This is a genomic window from Mesorhizobium onobrychidis, assembly GCF_024707545.1.
Taxonomy (GTDB): Bacteria; Pseudomonadota; Alphaproteobacteria; order Rhizobiales; family Rhizobiaceae; genus Mesorhizobium; species Mesorhizobium onobrychidis.
Window position 1 is genome coordinate 477,062 of sequence record NZ_CP062229.1, and the last position, 20,923, is coordinate 497,984.

The window sequence follows — 20,923 nt, forward strand, 5'->3', positions numbered from 1 at the left end:
ATAAATCTTCCTCAATCAGTTCGGACAGTTTCATGGCGAAGGAAGACTTCAACGACCTGTTATGGTTCCTGGCCGTGGCCGAGGAAAAAAGCTTTACGCGCGCGGCAGCAAAGCTTGGCGTCACGCAGTCCACGCTCAGCCACACGATAAAGCGCCTGGAAACGGCGATGGGCATCAGGCTGCTCATGCGCACGACGCGAAGCGTGGCGACCACCGAGGCAGGCGAGCGCCTGCGGCAGTCTCTCGCGCCGCGTGTCGCGGAGATCGAGGCGGAGATCGCCGCACTGATGGAATTCCGCGACAAGCCTGCCGGCACAATCAGGCTGACCCTTTCGGATCATGCATTCGAAAGCGTCGTCTGGCCGAAGCTCAGGCCGATGCTCGCCAACTATCCCGACATCAAGCTGGAATTCAGCATCGACAATGGGCTTCGCAACATCGTCGACGACGGCTTCGACGCCGGCGTCCGGTTGGGGGAAAGCGTCGAGAAGGATATGATCGCGGTTCGGATCGGTCCTGACTGGCGGATGGTCGCAGTCGCCTCGCCCGACTATTTCGCCACGCATCCTGCGCCCCGGCATCCGCAAGAGCTGATCGGGCACAACTGCATGAACATGCGCCAGACACGGGGCGGCGGACTCTATGCCTGGGAGTTCGAGAAGGACGGTCAGGAGCTTCGCGTCCGGGTAGACGGGCAGCTCACCTTCAACACGAACTACGCCATGGTGGATGCGGCCTTGAAGGGCTATGGCATGGCCTTCGTCCCCGAGAACCTTGTGGAACGGCAGGTCGCGTCCGGCGAGCTCGTCCAGGCGCTGGACGACTGGTGCCTGAAGTTTCCAGGCTACTACATTTATTACCCAAGCCGCAGGCAGGGCCTGCCGGCGTTCAAGGTGATCGTCGATGCGCTGCGGCAAGGGGAGGCATAAACAGCAGTTGCATCACCCTCCCCGCCCTAGGCTCCGTTCTCAGACCTGAAGCAGCACCTTGATCGCACGCCGTTCGTCCATGGCGCGGTAGCCATCGGCAACTTGCGCTAGCGGTAGCTGCAAGTCGAAGACCTTGCCGGGCTTGATCTTGCCTTTGAGCACACGGTCCATGAGGTCGGGCAGGAAGCGTCGGACAGGCGCCGGCCCTCCCAGCATGCGCTTCTGGCCGAAGAAGAGCCGCTGGCCGTCGAAATTGACGCCATGCGGAACGCCGACATAGCCGATCGTGCCGCCGGGGCGCGAGCAGGCCAACGCCTGATCGAACGATTCCGCCGTGCCGACGCATTCCAGCACCGAGTCCGCGCCTACGCCATTGGTAAGATTCTTGACGCGCGCTATACCCTCCTCGCCGCGCTCGGCCACGATGTCGGTGGCACCGAACTCGCGGGCGAGTTGCTGTCGGCTCTCGTGACGGCTCATCGCGATGATGCGCTCCGCGCCCATCTCCTTGGCTGCGAGCACACCCATCAGGCCGACAGCGCCATCGCCGACCACGACGACGGTCGAGCCTTCCCTGACTTCTGCTGCATCCGCCGCATACCAGCCGGTGCCCAGCACGTCGGACACCGCGAGCAGATCCGGCACTTGGTCGGCGGAAGGAACTTCCGCCGTGGCCACCAGCGTGCCGTCCGCCAAAGGCACACGGGCATAAGGCGCCTGCGCCCCGCTCATGAACTCGCGCTGCACACAGGACGACTGGAAGCCGAACCGGCAATGCGGGCAGGTGTTGTCGGAGATGCAGAAAGAGCCGACGACGAACTGGCCGGGACGGACCGTGCGAACCTCGCTGCCGACCTCGACCACGACGCCACAATATTCGTGGCCCATATGCATCGGGCGGTCCACCGGCTGCAGCCCGCGATAGGGCCACAGATCGGATCCGCAGATGCAACTGGCTGACAGCTTGATGATGGCGTCGGTCGGCTGCAGGATCTTGGGATCGGCGATTTCCTCGCAGCGGATGTCGCCTGGCTTGTGAAGAATGGTTGCGAGCATGAGAGTGCGCCTTTCTTGCGTTGCGTCAGGAGATGGCTTCGATGCGCAGGGGAAACTCGCCACGAACGTGCAGCGCCTCGTAGCCGTCGTCGAAGCGGCCGAGCCTGATCAACCTGGGGTGACGGTAGTCGGCGTAGAACATGGCGAGGTTGCCCCAGGGCATGAAGTAGCACAGATCGTAGGGCTGCTCATTGTCGAATGGGCCGCTTCCCTCTTCGGTGAGCTTGCGCGGCAGGTGTGCGATCTTTTCGTTGTTGCTGAAATCCTCGATCGTCAGATCGAGCGGCAGCATGGAGAAAAAATCTCGGGCCGACGGGTTGTCGTAAAGCGTGGCGGTCATGATCCGACCGTCGAACGTCATTCTAATCCGCATGTTGGTAGGCTCCTGGCTGGTCGGGTCGCTGCCCTGCTGGCTGTAGGCGAGGCGCGGCAGGGCCGCCGTCGCGAGCGCGCCGCCAAGCAATGCTCGGCGGCTAAGAGTAGGCGGCAGCTTGATCGTCATGGCAGAGAACTCCGAGCTGCGCGCCATGCGGCGACTGCGAAGAGCGACGATCCGCAGAGAAGCGCTGCGCCGAACGCGAAAGCGCTCCACCAGCCGATCGCATCGAAGAGCATACCACCGATCGCCGCCCCGCCTGTAATCGCCAACTGGATGACGGCGACCTGCAGCCCGCCTCCTGCCTCCGCATCGTCCGGCAGGACGCGGCTCAGCCACGTGCCCCAGCCGACCGGGGCAGCAGTTCCGAGGAAGCCCCAGGCGACGAGCAACAGGAACACCGGAACGGGCATCGCCCCGAGCGCGATAAGCCCGAAAGCGTGAACAGCCATTACGAGCGGGATCACGACCAGGATGCCGAACAGGCGCTTGGTCAGGAGCCGTCCGACGCACCATGTGCCGACAACACCTGCCAAGCCCATGACGAGCAGCACGGCCGAGAGCGAGGGGATGGCGAGACCCGTCACGCCCTCGAGGAACGGGCGCAGATAGGTGAACAGCGCGAACTGCCCCATGAAGAGCATCAGGATGGAAGCCATGCCGAACGCGACCGGGCGGCGGCCAAGCAGTGCCAGCAGATTGGCGGACGTCCTCCTGTTGCGCGGGGGGAGCGACGGCAGACTGATCCACTGCCAGACCAAGGCCAACAGGCCGAGCGGGACGACGAGAAAGAAGGCGCCGCGCCAGCCGACATATGCTCCGAGAAAACTGCCTAGAGGCGCCGCGATTGTCGCCGCGATCGCGTTGCCCGCGTTCAGCATGGCGAGCGCCCTGGGGACGAGGTCTTCCGAAACGAGGCGCATGACGATCGAGGTCGACATCGACCAGAAGCCACCGATCGCGACCCCGAGCATCGCCCGGCCGACCATGAGGAAGGCGTAGCTCGGGGCGAAGGTCACCGCGAGGCCTGACGCAATCAGGAGCACCGTGAAGCCGCTCACAACGAGCTTTCGGTCGATCCGGCGCGTGAGACTGGAGACCAGCAGACTGGTCACGACGGCAAAGGCGCCCGATATCGAGATGGCCTGTCCGGTCCGGCCTTCGGTAATCCCGAGATCGGCCGCGATCGGAGAGAGCAGACTGACCGGCATGAACTCCGACGCAATCAGCACGGCGACACACAGCGCCATCGAAAGCACCGCGCCCCATGCGGCGCGGTCATCGGCAAGCTGGGTGTCGTAGGTGGTTTCCATGGCCGGCATCCTGACGAGGCGGCAGGCGGCTCGTTCACGCCGCCGATCCACCGCTATGCCCTGCTAAATAGCGTCCCTACGCCAATCGCATTAGACGGACCAATCCACTTGGACTTATCGATCCCGCGCATAAATCAAGCTGGGGGCCGCGGCTGCCTGGCGGGCCATGAAGCTGTCGAGGCTCTGGCCATGGACGAGAAAACTTGAAGCGTGAACCTAAAGTCAGCCGTTGCGGGAGCTTGGGGTGCGGCGGGCGCCGGTCGCATTCGGATACTCGTGCAGTTCACACATGGCGCAGGGTCCAGCCGCATCGACACCTGACGTCAGTGGAAGCCATTCCCGCTTGCGTGCGACATCGTTCGGCGGTTTATCCGTTGTGCAAAACAGTTTCAGAATTTCCGCAGACTAAATCGCAGACTAATAGGGACTTTTAGTCTGCCGCGAATCCGCTAAGTGCTTGAAATTATGGCGCGCCCGAAGAGATTCGAACTCCTGACCCCCAGATTCGTAGTCTGGTGCTCTATCCAGCTGAGCTACGGGCGCGCAACAGGCCATGCTTTGCATGGCCCGCGATCCGATCCTTAACGACCGGCCGCGATGTGACGTGTTCCCTAGCGACTGAATTTCCGAAAAGCAAGCCGATCCGGCAAAAGTTTTGCTGTTGTGCCTTGACGGGGATTCGGCGGGGCAGGATCAGGCCGGGCGGCGCAGGCCGTTGCGGGCCTGGTCGAGCCGGACCGGCTGGTCGGGAATGGTAACCGCGAATGTGGTGCGGCCGCCTCTGCTTTCGACAAGCTCCACCGTGCCGCTATGGGCGCGGATCAATTCATAGGCGATCGCCAGGCCAAGACCGGTGCCGCCGCTGCGGGCCGAGCCGCGGAACGCCGCGAACAGGTTCTCGCGCGCCTTCGGCGGCAGGCCGGGGCCGGTGTCAGTGACCGTGATGCGGCTGACGCTGCCGACGCGCTCGGCCGACACCTCCAGCCGGCGCACCACCGCACTTTCCGCGTCCGCCGCCATCGCCTGCACGGCGTTGCGGCAAAGATTGGTGAGCACGCGAAAAAGCTGATCGGAATCGGCATCCACCTCGAAAGCCAGATCGACGGCGTTGACGAATTCGATGCCGCCTTCGGTGTCGAGCAGGCCGTGGACGTCGTCGACCAGCTGGCGCAGCCTGAGCCTGCGGCGCGAGGGCGGCGGCTCCTGGGTACGGCCATAGGCGAGCACACCTTCCGAATAAGATACGGCGCGATCGAGCGCCCGCAGCAACTTCGGCGCGAAGGCCTGCACGGTCGGGTCCTTGACCTGGCGCAAGCGGTCCGACATCAGCTGCGCCGACGCCAGGATGTTGCGCATGTCGTGGTTGATCTTCGACACGGCGAGGCCAAGGTCGGCGAGATGCTTCTGCTCGGAGAGCATCTTTTGCAGGCGCTCCTGCATCTGCGAGAGCTCGCGCTCTGCAACGCCGATCTCGTCGGCGCGGGCGGCGGGATGGATGATCCGCCCAGGGTCGTCCGGCGCCTCGGAGAAGGCCAGCATCGAGCGCGTCATCGTCCGGATTGGACCGATCATGATCAGGTCTATGGCGGCATAGACCAGCATGGCGGTGAACAGCGAGATCAGCAGCGAGACGAAGGCGACGTTGCGCGAATAGATGAGCATGGCATTGCGCAGGCTGTAGTCGGGCATGATCAGCTCGAATTCCTTGTCGCTGTCGCCAACCGGTCCGAAAACGCGCAGCATCCGCTCGCCGCCGAAAAACAGCGTGTCCAAAGCGCCGGTCATGCCCTCGAACAGGCCGACATTGGCGATGTCGATATGCTCGTCGACCTGCGGCGGCATCTCAGCCACGACCAGAAGCCGCGAGACACCCCCGTCGCGCACGGCGATCGCCTTGGCGCCGATCGCCATCAGCACATCGTTCTGGGCGGCGCGGGACAGCGAGGCGGGCTCGCCCTGCACCAGCACGATCGAGACGGCCGCGGCGGTGCTCAGCCTCTCCTTCAGCCAACTCAGCCGGTAGCTGGCGATCCAGGGCAGAAAGATAAGGACCTCGGCCATGAGCACGAAGACGATGGTGAGCAGCAGGAGCTTTGTCGACAATCCACGCGACAACGGCACCCTCCGGGCGGCCGCGGTCGCCCGATCGGTCCTTTCCTCCGCGGATGGGATTTCACTCATGCTGCTTCTTCACGATCACTTGATCGAGCGAGATTAAGCCATTGCGGCTTTTTTGCCAATTTCATCCTTCGTCCCAATACGGGATAAGACCGCCAAGACTTCGGCCATCGCTTCAGCCCATCGGCCTGACGGTGCCGTATGTCGGCGCCGGATGTCGGTAGCCGGATTGACTTCCAAAACCCTTCTTTCTATAAGCCCGCTCACGCTCGGGCCATTCGTCCCGGCGCGGTTTCGATCGCGCCAAAACCGGCCGGGCAAAGCTCCTGTTACAGCGTGACAGAATCAAGAAGGGCCGCACCCCGCGGTATTAAAACAAATGAAGCGTACCTACCAGCCGTCCAAACTCGTCCGCAAACGCCGGCACGGTTTCCGTGCCCGCATGGCCACCAAGGGTGGTCGTGGCGTCGTCGCAGCCCGCCGCAACCGCGGTCGCAAGCGGCTCAGCGCCTGAACGGAAGACGAGATCGTTGCCCGCAACCGGCAAGCCAGTGGGAGCACATCCCAAGCGGCTTCTGAAGCGCGCGGAATTCCTGGCCGTCCGGCGTGGCGAAAAGCGCCGCGGGCGGCTTTTTCTCGTCGAGGTTCTGGACCGCAGCGACGCAGAGGCGCCTCGCGTCGGCTACACGGTCACCAAGAAGGTCGGCAACGCAGTCGTCCGCAACCGCATCCGGCGGCGGCTGAGAGAAGCCGTGCGCACGCACGCCGCGGGTGACATGGCGCATGGCAATGACTATGTCATCGTCGGGCGCGAAGATGTGCTTACCATTCCGTTCGGCCAGTTGAAGGCCGAACTCTCCCGCCGACTGCGCGGAACACGATAGGCCAAGGCTTTCGATGGAAAACAACCGGAACTTCTTCATCACCATCGCGCTGTCGGTGCTGATCCTGTCGCTTTGGCAGTATTTTTACGTGCTGCCGCACAGCGAGGCGCAACGCGAGGCGGCCCGTATCGAAGAACAGCGGCTAGCGGAGCAGAAGAAGGCGGCCCAGGGCACCAGTCCGGACAGCAGTGGAACGCCGGTGCCGCAGCAAGGCGCCATCCCTAATGCACCCAGTGCACCGGGAACCGACGGCACGACGCCGGCCGGCCGCGAGCAGGCGCTGGCGTCGACCAAGCGCGTTAGGATCGACACGCCGAGCCTGGAGGGTTCGATCAACCTCACCGGCGCTCGTCTCGACGACCTCAAGCTCAAGCACTACACGCTGACGGTCGACAAGAACTCGCCCGAGATCGAACTGCTCAATCCGGCAGCGCTGCCTACGGGCTACTATGCCGAGATCGGCTTTGTCGGCAGCGACAAGACCGGCACGGTGCCGGGCCCGGAGACCGTGTGGACCGTCGACGGCAATGCAACGCTGACGCCGGCGACCCCGGTCACGCTGAGCTTCACCAACGACAAGGGCCTGACCTTCAAGCGCACCTTCTCCGTCGACAGCGACTACATGTTCACGGTCTCGGACACGGTGCAGAATTCGGGGTCGGCCGCCGTTACCCTGTCGAATTACGGTCGTGTCACCCGCTTCGACAAGCCTGCCGTTGCCAGCATCTATGTGCTGCATGAGGGGCTGATCGGCGTCACCGGCACGGAAGGCCTGCAGGAACACAAATACGCGGCCGTCGAGGAGGACAAGCAGTTTACGCCGGGCAAGTCGACCGATGGCTGGCTGGGCATCACCGACAAATACTGGGCGGTGACGCTGGTGCCGACCGAGAAGCAGCCGTTCCAGCCGCGTTACGCCTATTTCGAGGACGGTCGCCCGCGCTACCAGGCCGACTTCCTCACCGACCCGATCACCGTTGATGCCGGCCAGTCGGCGACGGTCGAGACCGAAATCTTCGCCGGCGCCAAGGAAGTCGCCAAGGTCAACGCCTATGCAGAAGACCGCAACATCAGGCTGTTCGACCGTTTGATCGACTGGGGATGGTTCATCTGGATCACCAAGCCGATGTTCTATCTGATCGACACGATGTACAAATTCTTTGGCAATTTCGGCCTGGCCATCCTGGCCACCACCGTCGTCGTCAAGGCCGTCTTCTATCCGCTCGCCAACAAGTCCTACGCGTCGATGGCGAACATGAAGAAGGTGCAGCCCAAGATGCTCGAGATCCGCGAGAAATACGCGGACGACAAAATGAAGCAGCAACAGGCGATGATGGAGCTCTACAAGACCGAGAAGATCAATCCGCTCGCCGGCTGCTGGCCTGTGGCGCTGCAGATCCCGGTCTTCTTTGCGCTTTACAAGGTGCTCTACATCACCATCGAGATGCGGCACGCACCGTTCTTCGGCTGGATTCAGGATCTGGCGGCGCCCGACCCGACCTCGATCTTCAACCTGTTCGGCCTCATTCCGATCGCTCTGCCAGACATGTTGATGATCGGCGTCTGGCCGCTGATGATGGGCCTGACCATGTTCCTGCAGATGCGCATGAACCCGACGCCGCCCGACCCGACGCAGGCCATGATCTTCACCTGGATGCCGGTGGTCTTCACTTTCATGATGGCGGGTTTTCCGGCCGGCCTCGTCATCTACTGGGCCTGGAACAATTTGCTTTCGATCATCCAGCAAGGCGTGATCATGAAGCGACAGGGCGCCAAGATCGAGTTGTGGGACAACCTGGTCGCGCTGTTCCGGAAGAAACCGTCGCCGGCGGAATAGAAGGCGCTCCCCTTTTGCGGATCCAGGAAGCCCCGGTCCGTCCGGGGCTTTTTTGTTGGGACAGGCCGAGCCGCCGGCGAACGGCGAAACCAGCCCCGGCGGTAGACGCATCCCTAGCTCGCTGTCGTTTCAGGAGCGCTCGTGGATGAACAGGTAAGGATGATCCGCTGCGCACGCGGTTGGTGCTGTCGGCCGATCGCGTTATTTTGACCTTCCTGTTTTTTCGTCGATGGAACCAGACCATGATCGGACCCAATCCCAACATCAAGCACCCGATCCCGATGCATACCCGCGTCGGTTTCCTGAAGGGATTGGTCACGGCGCCGAACATCGAGATCGGCGACTTCACCTATTATGACGATCCGGACGGGCCGGACAAATTCGCCGAGCGGTGCGTGCTGCATCATTATCCATTCATCGGCGACCGGCTGATCATCGGCAAGTTCTGCGCCATCGCTGAGGGCGCGCGCTTCATCATGAATGGCGCCAACCATGCCATGTCCGGCTTTTCGACCTATCCGTTCAACATCTTCGGTCATGGCTGGGAAGAGGGTTTCGACCCCGCAACCTGGTCGAGAGAATTGCGCGGCGACACAGTGGTCGGCAATGATGTATGGATCGGCATGGAAGCGGCGATCCTGCCCGGCGTGACGATCGGCCATGGCGCCATCGTTGCGGCAAAGTCGGTGGTGACGCATGACGTGCCGCCCTATGCGATCGTCGCCGGCAATGCGGCCAAGGTGGTGAAGATGCGCTTCGACGACAGGACCATCCGGCGGCTTTTGGCGGCGGCGTGGTGGGATTGGCCGGTGGAAAAGATCAGCCGCAACCTCAATGCCATTCGTGGCGCCGATATTTCACTTCTGGAGGCAGCGGCTTGAACGCGTTGAACAAGACCGTGATCGGCATCGAGCTGTTCACGCGGCCGTGGATCTTCATCCGCGGCGTGCCGGCAATGAAATTCCTGCCGCCGGAAGGGCCGCCGGAGATCGCCTTTGCCGGCCGCTCGAATGTCGGCAAATCGTCGCTGATCAACGCGCTGGTCAACCAGAAGGGGCTGGCGCGTACGTCCAACACGCCGGGGCGGACGCAGGAACTCAACTATTTCGTTCCGGGTGGATTTTCCGGCGAAGGCGCCGATCTGCCGCCGATGGCGCTGGTCGACATGCCGGGCTACGGCTACGCCACCGCGCCCAAGGAAAAGGTCGACGACTGGACGAAACTCGTCTTCGACTATCTCAAGGGCCGCGTCACGCTGAAGCGGGTCTACGTGCTGATCGACGCCCGCCATGGCATCAAGGCCAAGGACGATGAAGTGCTGTCGCTGCTCGACAAGGCGGCGGTGTCCTATCAGATCGCGCTGACCAAGACCGACAAGATCAAGGCGGCCGGCGTGCCGCGATTGATCGAAGAAACACTGCAGAAGATCAAGAAGCGGCCGGCCGCGTTTCCGTTCGTTCTCGCCACGTCGTCGGAAAAGAACGAGGGCCTCGAGGAATTGCGCGCGGCGATCGTGCTGGCGGCCAATGGCGGCTAATGCATGTCGCGCAAAAGCATGCCCTCGGGCTTGACCCGTGGGTGTGCAGCGGTTTTGCGATAACGACATGCATAAAACAGCGTCGCGTGAGGCCGGTCAAACGCGACGCGCTTTAGGACTTTGCCTCTAGGGCAATCGTCTGGGTGCTTTCTTCCGCGGCAAGCCTTTCGGTGCCGTAAGCCTTCAGGAACATGCCGACGCCCGACCTGACGATGTGGTCGATTTCATCCTGGCTCGGGGCTTTGGTGCGGTAGGCGAATATGCATTGGCGGAAGAGACCAGCAAGGCACAGTTCGGTGAACTGATAGGCGGCAAGATCGACATCGTCGATCCGCAGCAGGCCGCGCTCGATGGCGGCATTGAGAAAAGCAACGACCTTGTCATGGCCGCGTTTCGGGCCGCGTTCGTAAAAACGCGCGCCAAGTTCGGGAATCCTGTCGGACGCGCCGATTACCGTGCGCTGCGCCTGGATGACCTTGGCCGAGGTGATCTTGAGGGACAGCACCTTGCCGAACTTCACCAGCGTCTCGCGAAGGTCGTCGGCGCGGTCGAGCATATCGTACATGTTCTTGAAGATCGTGCCGCGCTCTTCCTCGATCAGCGCTTCGAACAGCTCTTCCTTGTTGGCGAAGTAGACATAGATCGTGCCCTTGGAAACGCCGGCCTCGCGGGTGATGTCGTTCATCGACGCCGCTTCAAAGCCCTTGTCGATGAAGACACGTCGCGCGCCCTCGATGATCTGGCTGCGCTTGACCGGATCCTGTCCCGCCGCCGGGCGGCCGCGACGCAGGCCATCCAGCAGATCGCACTGGTCCTTGTCGGGTTCGGTCATAATGTCACACCTCGAAAAATATTCGAACCGATCGGTTCGATCACCCTTGATATGGGCCCCTGTCCGCGCTAAGTCAATGTTCGCATCGAACCGAACGGTTCAGTCTGACTGATTTTTCCAGAGAGATGCCCAGTTTCCAGAGAGAATGCCAAGAGAGATCCCATGTCCTCGAACGCGACCCCCACCGCCGAAGTCCGTCCATTCCCGAACGCCAAGGTTGCGCCGGCAACCGAAGCGCCGAACGCACCGACTGAGCCCGCAATAAGTCCTCCGGCCGAGGCGCCGGCGAAAAAGAAGCGTTCGGCACGCTCCTTTCTGTTGCCGATCATCGCGCTTGGATTGCTGGGCGCAGGCGCCTGGTATGGCTACGATTACTGGACCGACGGGCGTTTCATGATCTCAACCGACGATGCCTATGTCCAGGCCGACATGGCATTCATATCGCCGAAAATTTCCGGCTATGTCGATCAGGTCAAGGTGACCGAGAACCAGCAGGTCAAGGCCGGCGACCCGTTGCTGGTCGTCGACAATGGCGACTACAGAATAGCGGTCGCCCAGGCCGAGGCGCAGATCGCCACCTTGAGCAAGACTCTCGACCGGATCGACGCCCAGACCGAGGCGGCGCGCGCATCGCTCGAGCAGGCGCAGGCGCAGAAGACCGCCGACCAGGCCGCCGCCGCCAATGCGGCGCGTGTTCAAGCGCGCGCCGCCCAATTGCTCAAGACGCATGTCGGCACCCAGGCTCAACTGGATGATGCCCAGACCGCGGTCGAGCAGGCCAATGCCGCCCTTGTCGGCGCCGACGCCCAGATCGCGGCGGCTGAGGCCAATATCGGTGTGCTCCAGGCGCAGCGCGCGGAGACGGCAAGCACGCTGGCGTCGCTGCAGCTTGCCCGGGACAAGGCGGCGCGGGACCTGTCCTTCACCGTGCTGCGCGCGCCCTATGACGGTGTCGTCGGCAACCGCTCGGTCGAGCAAGGCGACCTGATCAGCCCCGGACAGAAGCTCGCCGTCATCGTGCCGATGGACAAGCTCTACATCGTCGCCAATTTCAAGGAGACCCAGCTTGCCCGCCTGGTGCCTGGCGAAAAGGTCAGGATTTCGGTCGACGCGATCGACGGCCAGGATTTCGAAGGCACCGTCTCGTCGCTGGCGCCGGCATCCGGCGCGGTGTTCTCGCTGCTGCCGCCGGAAAACGCCACCGGCAATTTCACCAAGGTTGTGCAGCGCGTCCCGGTTCGCATCGACGTGCCGGCGGATGTGCTGAAGACAGGCAAGCTGCGCGCCGGCCTCAGCGTCGTCGTCGCCGTCGACAGCCGCACCGCACCTTCTGCGTCGAAGTAAGCAGGCCCGGAGCAACGCCATGGCGACCGCAACCCTGACCGCGGGATCGGCGCCGGCCAAGCCGGTCGATCACATCGAGCCGCGCCGCATCATCGCCTTCCTGGCGATGGTGTTCGGCATGTTCATGGCGATCCTCGATATCCAGATCGTCTCGGCCTCGCTGGCCGAAATCCAGGCGGGCTTGAGCGCCAGTTCCGACGAAATTCCGTGGGTGCAGACTGCCTATCTGATCGCCGAAGTCATCATGATCCCGCTGTCCGGTTTTCTCAGCCGGATGCTGTCGACGCGCGTGCTGTTCACCGTCTCCGCGGCTGGCTTCACCGCGGCCAGCGCGCTGGCGGCGACCGCCACCAACATCGACCAGATGATTGTCTACCGCGCCATCCAGGGCTTCATCGGCGGCGGCATGATTCCAAGCGTCTTCGCTGCCGCCTTCACCATCTTCCCGCCGTCGCGCCGCGCCATGGTGTCGCCGATGATCGGCCTGGTGGCGACGCTGGCGCCGACCATCGGCCCGACCGTCGGCGGCTACATCAGCCATGCCACGTCCTGGCACTGGCTGTTCCTGATCAATGTGGTGCCCGGCATCCTGGTGACCGCCGCGGCATGGTCGCTGATCGACTTCGACAAGCCCAATCTCAGCCTGTTCCGCAAGTTCGACTGGTGGGGCCTTGCCGGCATGGCGGCCTTCCTCGGCTCGCTGGAATATGTGCTCGAGGAAGGTCCCAACAACGACTGGCTTCAGGACCAGGCGGTGTTCGTCTGCGCCATCCTGATGACGGCCGGCGCGGTGCTGTTCTTCTGGCGCGCCTTCACCGCAGAGGAGCCGATCGTCGACCTGAAAGCCTTCAGCAATGTCAACTTCGCTTTCGGCTCGCTGTTCTCGTTCGTCATCGGCATCGGCCTCTACGGCCTGACCTATCTCTATCCGGTGTACCTCGGGCGTATCCGCGGCTACGATTCCCTGATGATCGGCGAGGCATTGTTCGTCAGCGGGCTGGCGATGTTCGCCACCGCGCCGATTTCCGGCATCCTGTCGCGCAAAATGGATCCGCGGCTGATGATGATGATCGGCTTCTTCGGCTTCGCTGCCGGCACCTGGCGCATGACCTATCTGACCGCCGACTGGGATTTCTGGGAACTTTTGGTGCCGCAGATCCTGCGTGGCGCCTCAATGATGCTGTGCATGGTGCCGATCAACAACATCGCCCTGGGAACGCTGCCGCCTGACCGGCTCAAGAACGCATCCGGCCTGTTCAACCTCACCCGCAATCTCGGCGGCGCTGTCGGCCTTGCCGTCATCAACACCGTGCTGATCGATCGCAACGCCTTCCATTACGCAAGGCTGGCCGAGCATGTGCAATGGGGCAGTGCCGAGGCGCAGACCAAGCTGCAGAACATGACGCTCGACTTCCAGCAGAATGCCGGCCTGGACGCATCCAAGGCGGCGATCTCCAAACTGTCTGCTATGGTCCAGCAGCAGGCCTCGCTGCTGTCCTTCATGGACGTGTTCTATCTCTTGACGGCGCTGTTCGCCACGCTGGCGATCTTCACCATGGTCATCCGCAAGCCGGCCGAGCAGGCGGGCGGAGGTGGCGGACACTGATCGCGCAATTTTGCGCGTCCAAAAAGACGCGCGGCGCTCTAATGCATGTCGCGCAAAAGTGCGCAGCGGTTTTGCGATAACGACATGCATAAGACAACAACCTAAAGCGCGTCGCGTGATGCCGGTCAAACGCGAGCGCTGTAGGTCAGGCGGTGGCCGGCTTGAAGGTCAAGGCGACGCCGTTGATGCAATGACGCAAGCCGGTCGGCGGCGGGCCGTCGTCGAAGACATGCCCGAGATGACCGCCGCAGCGGCGGCAGTGGACTTCGGTTCGGGTCATTCCGAGCGACCTGTCCACGGTCATGCCGACTGAATTGGGAATCTCCTGCCAGAAGCTCGGCCAGCCGGTGCCGGAATCGAACTTCGTCTCGGACGAATAGAGCGGCAGGTCGCAGCCGGCGCAGGCGAAGATGCCCTTGCGGTGTTCGTTGAGCAGCGGGCTGGTGCCGGGATATTCGGTGCCTTCCTTGCGCAGCACATTGAAAGCCGCATCGGACAGGATGGCGCGCCACTCGGCCTCGGTCTTGGTGACCTCGAAGGTTTCGGTCGCGTGTGCATCCTGCGGCCGACCCATGCGCAGCGCTGCCGCCGTGCCTGCCAACAATGCCACAGCGGCACCGCTCCAAAGAAAGTCGCGCCGGATCATCACCATTCCTCCTCTGTCCCTTTGCCAAATTCGACCGTCACATGGAAATCAAAAGCTGGTGACGGCCAGCTCCCGACAACGGGCACTCCGCACCTGCCCCACGCCTACAGCGGACGGCGCGGAGTGTACGTCTGCCGATTGCGCGGGTCACGCAAGCGGAACCCGCGCACTCGGCATCGTGCCTCAGCCATATCTTCGCTGGCGACGACCCCTTCGTTACATCTTCGGCAGGAGAACCTTGTCGATGACGTGGATAACGCCGTTCGATTGCTCGACATCGGCGACCGTCACATTGGCGACATTGCCGTTCTCGTCGGTCACGGTGACCTTGCCGCCGTCGGCCTTGAGCGTCAGCTCGCAGCCGCCAGCCGTCTTGACCTTGTGCGCGCCACCATCGTCCATGGCCATCTTGGCGACGTCGGCGGCCATCGCCTTGGCACCGATGACGTGGCAGGTCAGGATCTTGACCAGCTTGTCCTTGTTTTCGGGCTTGAGCAGCGTGTCGACGGTGCCGGCCGGAAGTGCTGCAAAGGCCTCGTTGGTCGGCGCGAACACGGTGAAGGGACCGGCACTCTGCAGCGTGTCGACGAGACCACCGGCCTTGACGGCCGCGACCAGCGTGGTGTGATCCTTCGAATTGACGGCGTTCTCGACGATGTTCTTGGTGGCATACATGGCGGCGCCGCCGACCATCGGATTCTGGGCATAGGCGGCGGTGGCGAGCGCGGAGACGGCGACCGTTCCGGCAAGCAAAAGGGTGGCGAACTTACGCATTATTTCTATCTCCTCAGTTTATTTCTTCCCCTCTTTGGGGCGCAAGGAGATACGGGGGGATAAATGCCCGAGTTTCGCCGTTCAGGAGAAAATTTTATTTTTTATAACGGCGAGAATGATTTTCAGGGTTGGAATCTTACAGCCTGCATGCTTCACAGCTAACGTCACCACAGGCGATAGATTTAAAATCTTCTCGAAAAGTCGGCAGACGGAGGCGATCAGATGCTCTTCAGATCGCCCGCAGCGACCACAGGGCCGGTCGGCTGGCCGGTCGGCGAACCGCCGGCCGGTTCAAGGCTGACCGCAAGAACGGCGCCCTGCGCAAGTTTTTCCTGCACGGCCGCGGAGATGGTCATACGCGCGGTCTGACCGGCCGGGATGATGCCCATCGAGACCGGCGCGTTCTTGCCCTCGATCATCCACAGCTCGAAATCCTTGCCGGCGGCGCGCTCGCCGGAGACATGCGACAAGCCGACCTCGCGATGGGCGGCGTCGTAGACGGCAAGATATCTGACGTCGCTGCCATCGGCAGCCAGCGAGGCAACGAGCCGCGGCTGTTCGACCGGCGGGTTGAGGTAAGGCACGGCGATGTAGATCGCCAGCGCCGCGATAGAAGCTGCGGCAAGACCGCGCCAGAAGGCAAGGCTGGACCAGAGGCCGGCGCGAGGCTCTGCCACGAACAGCCGGCGATCCAATGCCTCCTTGACCCTGATCGGCGGCTCTGTCTCCGGATAGGCGGCGGCCATCGGCGAAAGATGCGCCTCCCAGGTATCGACAAGGCGCGCGAAAGCGGCGTCCGCGTCGATGCGACGAGACGCGATCTCGCGTTCGTCCGCGTCAAGCACGCCAAGAACGTATTCGGCGGCGAACAGGTCGTCGCCCCCAGGTTCCGGTCCGTTATCTTCTGCCGGCGTCATCTTTCCAGACACTCTCTGAGCTTCAACAGGCTGCGCCGCAGCCAGGTCCGCATCGTGTTCAGCGGCACGCCATGGCGTACGGCCAGTTCGGCATAGCTTTCGCCGTCCAGATAGGCGCCCCGGACGGCCGCCGCCCGGGGCTTTTCCAATTCATCGAGACAACGATAGATGCGCTCGGATTCACCGCCCGCAACAACCGCAGCCTCCGGTCCCGGCGCCGGATCGGCCACCTCGAGCGCGGCATCGATGTAGGCGGCAGGCTCTCGCCGCGCCCTTATCCGGTCGATCGCATGATTGCGCGCAATGGCCACCAGCCAGGAAATCGGGCTTAGATCCGAGACGGCGAAACGATCCGCCTTCGTCCATATCTTGACGAAGACCTCTTGCAGCGCCTCTTCTGCCTCTCCCCGGTCCTTCAATACACGAAGGCAAACGCCAAAAAGTTTCGCGCTGGTCTGCCGGTAGAGCAGATCGAACGCAGCCCGGTCCTTCATCGAAGTCTGGACAATCAGATTGCTGATATCCTGCGGCGTCATCGGCTGTCAAATTAGGCGATTGCAATCTATTTGCAACGGCGGAAGCGTTCTGGGCAGCGAGAGCGTCGTGAACTTCGATTGCCAAGAAAAGAGCCGATTTTGTTTGAGCATCGGATTTTCTCAAAACCGGTTTCCACTTTTGGGTCCGATGCTCTAGCTTGCCAATATTTGGGGGAAGCAAGAATGTCCGTCGAACGGGCCTTGTGGGAACATGACGCAATCGGCCTGGCCGGCCTGGTGCGCAAGGGAGAAATCTCGCCGCAGGAGCTCGTCGATGCGGCGATCGCTCGGGCCGAGGCCACTCGCCCGGACATCAATGCCATCGCCGAGCCGCTTTACGAGGCGGCGCGGACGCGGGCGAAAACCATCGACCGCAAGCTGCCGCTGGCCGGTGTGCCCTTTGCCCTGAAGGATCTCGGCATCGCCATGAAAGGCGTGCCGACGCACGGCGGCAGCCGCATTCCGGCTTTCGTTGCCGATTTCGACTCGGTGATGACCGAACGCCATCTGGCCGCCGGCCTTGTCCCGATCGCCACCAGCACCTCGCCCGAACATGGGCTGAGGCTGATGACCGAATCCACCGCTTTCGGCATCACCCGCAATCCGTGGAATACGGCCCATACCAGCGGCGGCTCGTCCGGGGGTGCGGCGGCGCTGGTCGCGGCCGGCGTCGTGCCGGTGGCACATGCTTCGGATGGCGGTGGCTCGATCCGCGTTCCCGCCGCCTGCACCGGGCTGGTCGGGCTGAAAACCTCGCGCGGCCGTGTGCCGCTGTCGCCGCTCGTCACCGAAAGCTGGTACGGTCTGGTCGTCGACCACGCCGTTGCCCGCTCGGTCCGGGATTCGGCCTTGCTGCTCGACCTGACGCATGGACCCGATCCGCTGTCACCGTATGCGGCGCCGCCGCCGAGGGGAACTTTTGCCGCCGCGGCGGCGCGCGACCCCGGCAAGCTGAAACTGGCCGTCTACCGGAAATCGCCGCTCGGCCTGCCGATATCGGCCGAGACGCCGACGGCACTGGACACGGCTATGGCATTGGCGCGCGAAGGCGGCCATACGATCGAGGAGATCGACCTGCCCTATATCGGTCGCGACTTCATCGCCGATTTCGCCAGGACGGTGGCTGCGGCAGTCGCCGGCGCGATGCGCATTGAAGTCTTGCGCGTCGGCCGCTCCGTTTCGGGCGACGTCGAGCGCGCCACGCGTCTGATGAGCCGCTTCGGCGAGATCGTCTCGGCCGGCGAGATCTACGCCGGCCTGCAGCGGCTGCATGCCACGTCACGCCGCCTGATCACCGAGACCGCGCCGTACGATGCCGTGCTGATGCCGGTTATCGCCCATCCGCCGCTCGCCTGCGGCGCCATGGACCCGAAGGGCGCCGATGCGTTCATAGAGGACGTGCTCGACAGGCTGCGGCTTGCCCGTCTGCTGAAATTCAAGCCGCTGTTCGGCCAGTTGATGGACAAGAGCCTGTGGTTCACCCCCTGGCCGGCGATCCAGAACGTCAGCGGCCAGCCGTCGATCGCGCTGCCTGTCCATGTCACCGATGCCGGCCTGCCGCTCGGCATCCAGGCCGCCGGCCGCCCCGGCGACGAGGAGACCTTGTTGTCCTTCGCCGCGCAAATGGAAAAGATTTCGGGATGGCAGGCGCGGCGGGCGCCGCTGCAGATGCCGGCATAAAGCGGGCCGATTTCACCTGATGTGACAGCAAAGCCGTTTGCCCCCTGCGCCAATTCCCGCTAAGACGCCGCCGTTCATGCCAAGCTGGGAACCATGCCGATGACGGACCTCGCCGCCACCGCCGAAATGCAGGCCGCGCTGCTTTCGAGGGCGCTGCCCTATATGCAGCGCTACGAAAACAAGACGGTCGTGGTCAAATATGGCGGCCATGCCATGGGCGACATTGCGCTCGGCAAGGCCTTCGCCCGCGACATCGCGCTGCTGAAACAATCCGGCGTCAACCCGATCGTCGTTCATGGCGGCGGCCCGCAGATCGGCGCCATGCTGAGCAAGATGGGCATCGAATCGAAGTTCGAAGGCGGCCTGCGCGTCACCGACCAGAAGACGGTCGAGATCGTCGAGATGGTGCTGGCCGGCTCGATCAACAAGGAGATCGTCGCGCTGATCAATGCCGAGGGCGAGTGGGCGATCGGCTTGTGCGGCAAGGACGGCAACATGGTTTTCGCCGAAAAGGCGCGCAAGACCATGATCGACCCGGACTCCAATATCGAGCGCGTGCTCGATCTCGGCTTCGTCGGCGAGCCGATCGAGGTCGACCGCACGCTGCTCGACCTTCTGGCGCGGTCCGAAATGATCCCGGTGCTGGCGCCGGTGGCGCCGGGCCGCGACGGCCACACCTACAACATCAATGCCGACACCTTCGCCGGCGCGATTGCCGGTGCCTGCCAGGCGACACGCCTTTTGTTCCTCACCGACGTGCCCGGCGTGCTCGACAAGAACAAGAAGCTCATCGATGAACTGACCGTGGCCGAGGCCAAGGCCTTGATCAAGGACGGCACGGTGTCGGGCGGCATGATCCCCAAGGTCGAGACCTGCATCGAGGCGATCGAGCGCGGCGTCGAGGGCGTCGTCATCCTCAACGGCAAGACGCCGCATTCGGTGCTGCTCGAACTGTTTACCGAACACGGCGCCGGCACCCTGATCGTGCCTTGAGCGCAGGCCGACACCTGGTCGGGCAGAAGTCCAGGGCGGCGCAAGCGCCAGGGCGAACTCATCGCCTGAGGTGCCCAAGCGGCACGTGGCCCGGCCCCTTGATGTTCTGCAGCACGAGCTGCGTGTGGACATCGCGCACGCCGTCGAGCCGCATCAGCCGGTGCATGACAAAGGCGTTGAGCTCGTCGACCGACGGCACCATCACATGCAGCAGGAAATCGTAGTCGCCGGTCATCGTCCAGCACGACGACACCTCGTCCATGCGCTGCACGGCGGCGATGAAGGTTTCGGGCGAACCGTCGCTGTGGGTTACCAGGCGCACCTGAATGAACACTTCGACCATCAGGCCGATGGCGCGGCGGCTGAGCACAGCGGCAAAGCCCTTGATGATGCCGGCGCTCTGAAGAGCCTCGAAGCGGCGCGCGCATGGCGTCGTCGAAAGGCCGATCTCCTGGGCCAGTTCGGACACCGGCTTGCGCCCATCGCGCTGCAAGATATCGAGCATCTTGATCTCAAAATCGTCAAACTGAGGCACTTTCACTCTCCTGCAGCTTTGCTGTGGTGGCTTTTACCTCAAATCGCCTGTTCGGGCCATCATCAAAGCGGATTTGCCTCACCGGACCCGGCTAAACTTTTATGATGTTAGTCGTGATTTCCAGGGAGAACAGCCATGACGATGAGCGTTGCCGATTACGCCCGCGAATGCGCGGCGCAAGGCCTTCGCGGCGACTATTCGGTCTGCCGTGCCGATTTCACCGTGGAGCAGAGCTACAACTACACTGCCGACGAGCAGGCGGTGTGGCGTACACTGTGCGACCGCCAGACGAAGCTGACTAAAAAGTTGGCACACCGGTCCTATCTCGACGGCGTCGCCACGCTGGGCCTGCTCGACAAGATTCCGGATTTCGGTGTCGTCAGCGAAAAGCTGCGCAAGCTTACCGGTTGGGAAATCGTCGCCGTGCCGGGCCTCATTCCCGCACCAGCCTTCTTCGTCCACCTCGCCAACCGCCGCTTTCCGGTGACCAACTGGCTGCGGACGAAACAAGAGCTCGACTACATCGTCGAGCCGGATATGTTCCACGACTTCTTCGGCCATGTGCCGGCGCTGACGCAGCCGGTCTTTGCCGATTTCATGCAGATGTATGGCGAGAAGGCCGAGCATCTGATCGCGCTCGGCGGCGACGAGATGATCAGCCGCCTCTACTGGTACACTGTCGAATACGGGCTGATCCAGGAAGCAGGCCAACCGCTGAAGGCTTTCGGCGCCGGGCTGATGTCGTCCTTTGCGGAACTTCAATTCGCGATTGAAAGCAAGGACGCGCACCATGTCCCCTTCGATCTGGAAACGGTGATGCGCACCAGCTACGAGATCGACAAGTTCCAGCGCGCCTATTTCGTGCTGCCGTCCTTCGACGTTTTGCGCGATGCCTTCCAGAACGTCGCCGAAATGGCAGCGATCATCGGACGCCACAAGGGCAAGCCGCCGCTCGACCCGGCGAAACATTAGACGCTGGGCGGCTCGGACGCTCCAGCCGATCGGCGCCG

21 protein-coding genes and 1 tRNA gene are annotated in these 20,923 nt (G+C 62.9%); 11 read left to right on the forward strand and 11 right to left on the reverse strand.

All coding sequences use genetic code 11. The features are described from left to right. Window positions 1–32 precede the first annotated feature (32 nt). Entirely contained in the window at window positions 33–929 is an 897-nt protein-coding gene (locus IHQ72_RS02245; protein WP_145721571.1) for a LysR family transcriptional regulator, read from the forward strand. A gap of 39 nt (window positions 930–968) precedes the next feature. Here the strand turns inward: IHQ72_RS02245 and IHQ72_RS02250 are convergent, their stop codons facing one another. From IHQ72_RS02250 to IHQ72_RS02270, 5 genes are all read right to left on the reverse strand, one after another. Then, window positions 969–1,985 (reverse strand): zinc-dependent alcohol dehydrogenase family protein, encoded by a 1,017-nt coding sequence (locus IHQ72_RS02250; protein ID WP_258120952.1) that lies wholly within the window; start codon window positions 1,983–1,985, stop codon window positions 969–971. A 25-nt stretch (window positions 1,986–2,010) separates the two neighbouring features. After that, the gene (locus IHQ72_RS02255) at window positions 2,011–2,487 is read right to left on the reverse strand and encodes a cyclophilin-like fold protein (RefSeq protein WP_145721572.1); all 477 of its coding nucleotides are present in this window, start codon (window positions 2,485–2,487) and stop codon (window positions 2,011–2,013) included. Beyond that, window positions 2,484–3,674 carry an MFS transporter gene (locus IHQ72_RS02260; protein WP_258120953.1) on the reverse strand — a complete coding sequence of 397 codons (1,191 nt, stop codon included), beginning with the start codon at window positions 3,672–3,674 and terminating at the stop codon, window positions 2,484–2,486. The genes IHQ72_RS02255 and IHQ72_RS02260 overlap by 4 nt, the downstream gene beginning before the upstream one ends. Before the next feature lie 466 nt (window positions 3,675–4,140). Beyond that, window positions 4,141–4,217: transfer RNA gene (locus IHQ72_RS02265), tRNA-Arg, on the reverse strand. Window positions 4,218–4,367: 150 nt separating this feature from the next. Next, entirely contained in the window at window positions 4,368–5,855 is a 1,488-nt protein-coding gene (locus IHQ72_RS02270; RefSeq protein ID WP_258120954.1) for a sensor histidine kinase, read from the reverse strand. A gap of 316 nt (window positions 5,856–6,171) precedes the next feature. On the opposite strand from IHQ72_RS02270, the gene rpmH reads away from it, so the two are divergent. The 5 genes from rpmH (at window position 6,172) to yihA (ending at window position 10,050) form a co-directional block, all read left to right on the forward strand. Next, entirely contained in the window at window positions 6,172–6,306 is a 135-nt protein-coding gene (gene rpmH, locus IHQ72_RS02275) for a 50S ribosomal protein L34 (protein ID WP_008833937.1), read from the forward strand. A gap of 16 nt (window positions 6,307–6,322) precedes the next feature. After that, complete coding sequence (gene rnpA, locus IHQ72_RS02280; RefSeq protein ID WP_258120955.1) at window positions 6,323–6,676, forward strand: ribonuclease P protein component; 354 nt, start codon at window positions 6,323–6,325, stop codon at window positions 6,674–6,676. Between the two features lie 13 nt (window positions 6,677–6,689). Continuing rightward, window positions 6,690–8,513, forward strand: a complete 1,824-nt coding sequence (gene yidC / locus IHQ72_RS02285; protein WP_258120956.1) for a membrane protein insertase YidC — start codon at window positions 6,690–6,692, stop codon at window positions 8,511–8,513. Between the two features lie 242 nt (window positions 8,514–8,755). Beyond that, entirely contained in the window at window positions 8,756–9,394 is a 639-nt protein-coding gene (locus tag IHQ72_RS02290) for a CatB-related O-acetyltransferase (RefSeq protein ID WP_258120957.1), read from the forward strand. Further along, window positions 9,391–10,050, forward strand: coding sequence for a ribosome biogenesis GTP-binding protein YihA/YsxC (gene yihA, locus IHQ72_RS02295; protein ID WP_258120958.1), 660 nt, complete (start codon window positions 9,391–9,393; stop codon window positions 10,048–10,050). The genes IHQ72_RS02290 and yihA overlap by 4 nt, the downstream gene beginning before the upstream one ends. Before the next feature lie 112 nt (window positions 10,051–10,162). Here yihA and IHQ72_RS02300 read toward each other — a convergent pair whose 3' ends face one another. Further along, complete coding sequence (locus IHQ72_RS02300; protein ID WP_258120959.1) at window positions 10,163–10,882, reverse strand: TetR/AcrR family transcriptional regulator; 720 nt, start codon at window positions 10,880–10,882, stop codon at window positions 10,163–10,165. A 162-nt stretch (window positions 10,883–11,044) separates the two neighbouring features. Between IHQ72_RS02300 and IHQ72_RS02305 the strand changes: the two genes are divergently transcribed. Further along, window positions 11,045–12,226, forward strand: coding sequence for an HlyD family secretion protein (locus IHQ72_RS02305; protein ID WP_258120960.1), 1,182 nt, complete (start codon window positions 11,045–11,047; stop codon window positions 12,224–12,226). Between the two features lie 19 nt (window positions 12,227–12,245). Then, window positions 12,246–13,832, forward strand: a complete 1,587-nt coding sequence (locus IHQ72_RS02310) for a DHA2 family efflux MFS transporter permease subunit (RefSeq protein ID WP_258120961.1) — start codon at window positions 12,246–12,248, stop codon at window positions 13,830–13,832. Between the two features lie 145 nt (window positions 13,833–13,977). Here IHQ72_RS02310 and msrB read toward each other — a convergent pair whose 3' ends face one another. The 4 genes from msrB to IHQ72_RS02330 form a co-directional block, all read right to left on the reverse strand. Beyond that, window positions 13,978–14,478 (reverse strand): peptide-methionine (R)-S-oxide reductase MsrB, encoded by a 501-nt coding sequence (gene msrB, locus IHQ72_RS02315; RefSeq protein WP_258120962.1) that lies wholly within the window; start codon window positions 14,476–14,478, stop codon window positions 13,978–13,980. Window positions 14,479–14,694: 216 nt separating this feature from the next. Next, complete coding sequence (locus tag IHQ72_RS02320) at window positions 14,695–15,252, reverse strand: fasciclin domain-containing protein (protein ID WP_258120963.1); 558 nt, start codon at window positions 15,250–15,252, stop codon at window positions 14,695–14,697. A gap of 218 nt (window positions 15,253–15,470) precedes the next feature. Beyond that, on the reverse strand, window positions 15,471–16,169 hold the full coding sequence (locus tag IHQ72_RS02325) for an anti-sigma factor (protein WP_258120964.1): 699 nt from the start codon (window positions 16,167–16,169) through the stop codon (window positions 15,471–15,473). Then, window positions 16,166–16,705: a sigma-70 family RNA polymerase sigma factor gene (locus tag IHQ72_RS02330; protein WP_258120965.1), complete on the reverse strand. Its 540-nt coding sequence runs from the start codon at window positions 16,703–16,705 to the stop codon at window positions 16,166–16,168. Before IHQ72_RS02330 ends, IHQ72_RS02325 begins: the two co-directional genes overlap by 4 nt. A gap of 183 nt (window positions 16,706–16,888) precedes the next feature. Here IHQ72_RS02330 and IHQ72_RS02335 point away from each other — a divergent pair, with 183 nt between their 5' ends. Both IHQ72_RS02335 and argB read left to right on the forward strand, forming a co-directional pair. Continuing rightward, a complete protein-coding gene (locus IHQ72_RS02335; protein WP_258120966.1) occupies window positions 16,889–18,385 on the forward strand; it encodes an amidase in 1,497 nt (498 codons plus the stop codon). A gap of 99 nt (window positions 18,386–18,484) precedes the next feature. Continuing rightward, complete coding sequence (argB, locus tag IHQ72_RS02340) at window positions 18,485–19,378, forward strand: acetylglutamate kinase (RefSeq protein WP_095494100.1); 894 nt, start codon at window positions 18,485–18,487, stop codon at window positions 19,376–19,378. 58 nt (window positions 19,379–19,436) lie between these two features. Here the strand turns inward: argB and IHQ72_RS02345 are convergent, their stop codons facing one another. Next, window positions 19,437–19,913, reverse strand: coding sequence for an Lrp/AsnC family transcriptional regulator (locus IHQ72_RS02345; RefSeq protein ID WP_029347288.1), 477 nt, complete (start codon window positions 19,911–19,913; stop codon window positions 19,437–19,439). A 135-nt stretch (window positions 19,914–20,048) separates the two neighbouring features. Here IHQ72_RS02345 and phhA point away from each other — a divergent pair, with 135 nt between their 5' ends. Beyond that, the gene (gene phhA / locus IHQ72_RS02350; RefSeq protein WP_258120968.1) at window positions 20,049–20,885 is read left to right on the forward strand and encodes a phenylalanine 4-monooxygenase; all 837 of its coding nucleotides are present in this window, start codon (window positions 20,049–20,051) and stop codon (window positions 20,883–20,885) included. Window positions 20,886–20,923: the final 38 nt, after the last annotated feature.

Bases quoted from the DNA above. Each gene is read 5' to 3' on its own strand.
- IHQ72_RS02330 (WP_258120965.1), bottom strand. From the start codon at position 16,705: ATGACGCCGCAGGATATCAGCAATCTGATTGTCCAGACTTCGATGAAG.
- IHQ72_RS02335 (WP_258120966.1), top strand. From the start codon at position 16,889: ATGTCCGTCGAACGGGCCTTGTGGGAACATGACGCAATCGGCCTGGCC.
- IHQ72_RS02270 (WP_258120954.1), bottom strand. From the start codon at position 5,855: ATGAGTGAAATCCCATCCGCGGAGGAAAGGACCGATCGGGCGACCGCG.
- IHQ72_RS02300 (WP_258120959.1), bottom strand. From the start codon at position 10,882: ATGACCGAACCCGACAAGGACCAGTGCGATCTGCTGGATGGCCTGCGT.
- IHQ72_RS02290 (WP_258120957.1), top strand. From the start codon at position 8,756: ATGATCGGACCCAATCCCAACATCAAGCACCCGATCCCGATGCATACC.
- IHQ72_RS02260 (WP_258120953.1), bottom strand. From the start codon at position 3,674: ATGGAAACCACCTACGACACCCAGCTTGCCGATGACCGCGCCGCATGG.
- argB (WP_095494100.1), top strand. From the start codon at position 18,485: ATGACGGACCTCGCCGCCACCGCCGAAATGCAGGCCGCGCTGCTTTCG.
- IHQ72_RS02305 (WP_258120960.1), top strand. From the start codon at position 11,045: ATGTCCTCGAACGCGACCCCCACCGCCGAAGTCCGTCCATTCCCGAAC.
- IHQ72_RS02325 (WP_258120964.1), bottom strand. From the start codon at position 16,169: ATGACGCCGGCAGAAGATAACGGACCGGAACCTGGGGGCGACGACCTG.
- rpmH (WP_008833937.1), top strand. From the start codon at position 6,172: ATGAAGCGTACCTACCAGCCGTCCAAACTCGTCCGCAAACGCCGGCAC.
- IHQ72_RS02255 (WP_145721572.1), bottom strand. From the start codon at position 2,487: ATGACGATCAAGCTGCCGCCTACTCTTAGCCGCCGAGCATTGCTTGGC.
- IHQ72_RS02320 (WP_258120963.1), bottom strand. From the start codon at position 15,252: ATGCGTAAGTTCGCCACCCTTTTGCTTGCCGGAACGGTCGCCGTCTCC.
- phhA (WP_258120968.1), top strand. From the start codon at position 20,049: ATGACGATGAGCGTTGCCGATTACGCCCGCGAATGCGCGGCGCAAGGC.
- IHQ72_RS02245 (WP_145721571.1), top strand. From the start codon at position 33: ATGGCGAAGGAAGACTTCAACGACCTGTTATGGTTCCTGGCCGTGGCC.
- yidC (WP_258120956.1), top strand. From the start codon at position 6,690: ATGGAAAACAACCGGAACTTCTTCATCACCATCGCGCTGTCGGTGCTG.
- msrB (WP_258120962.1), bottom strand. From the start codon at position 14,478: ATGATCCGGCGCGACTTTCTTTGGAGCGGTGCCGCTGTGGCATTGTTG.
- IHQ72_RS02250 (WP_258120952.1), bottom strand. From the start codon at position 1,985: ATGCTCGCAACCATTCTTCACAAGCCAGGCGACATCCGCTGCGAGGAA.
- IHQ72_RS02310 (WP_258120961.1), top strand. From the start codon at position 12,246: ATGGCGACCGCAACCCTGACCGCGGGATCGGCGCCGGCCAAGCCGGTC.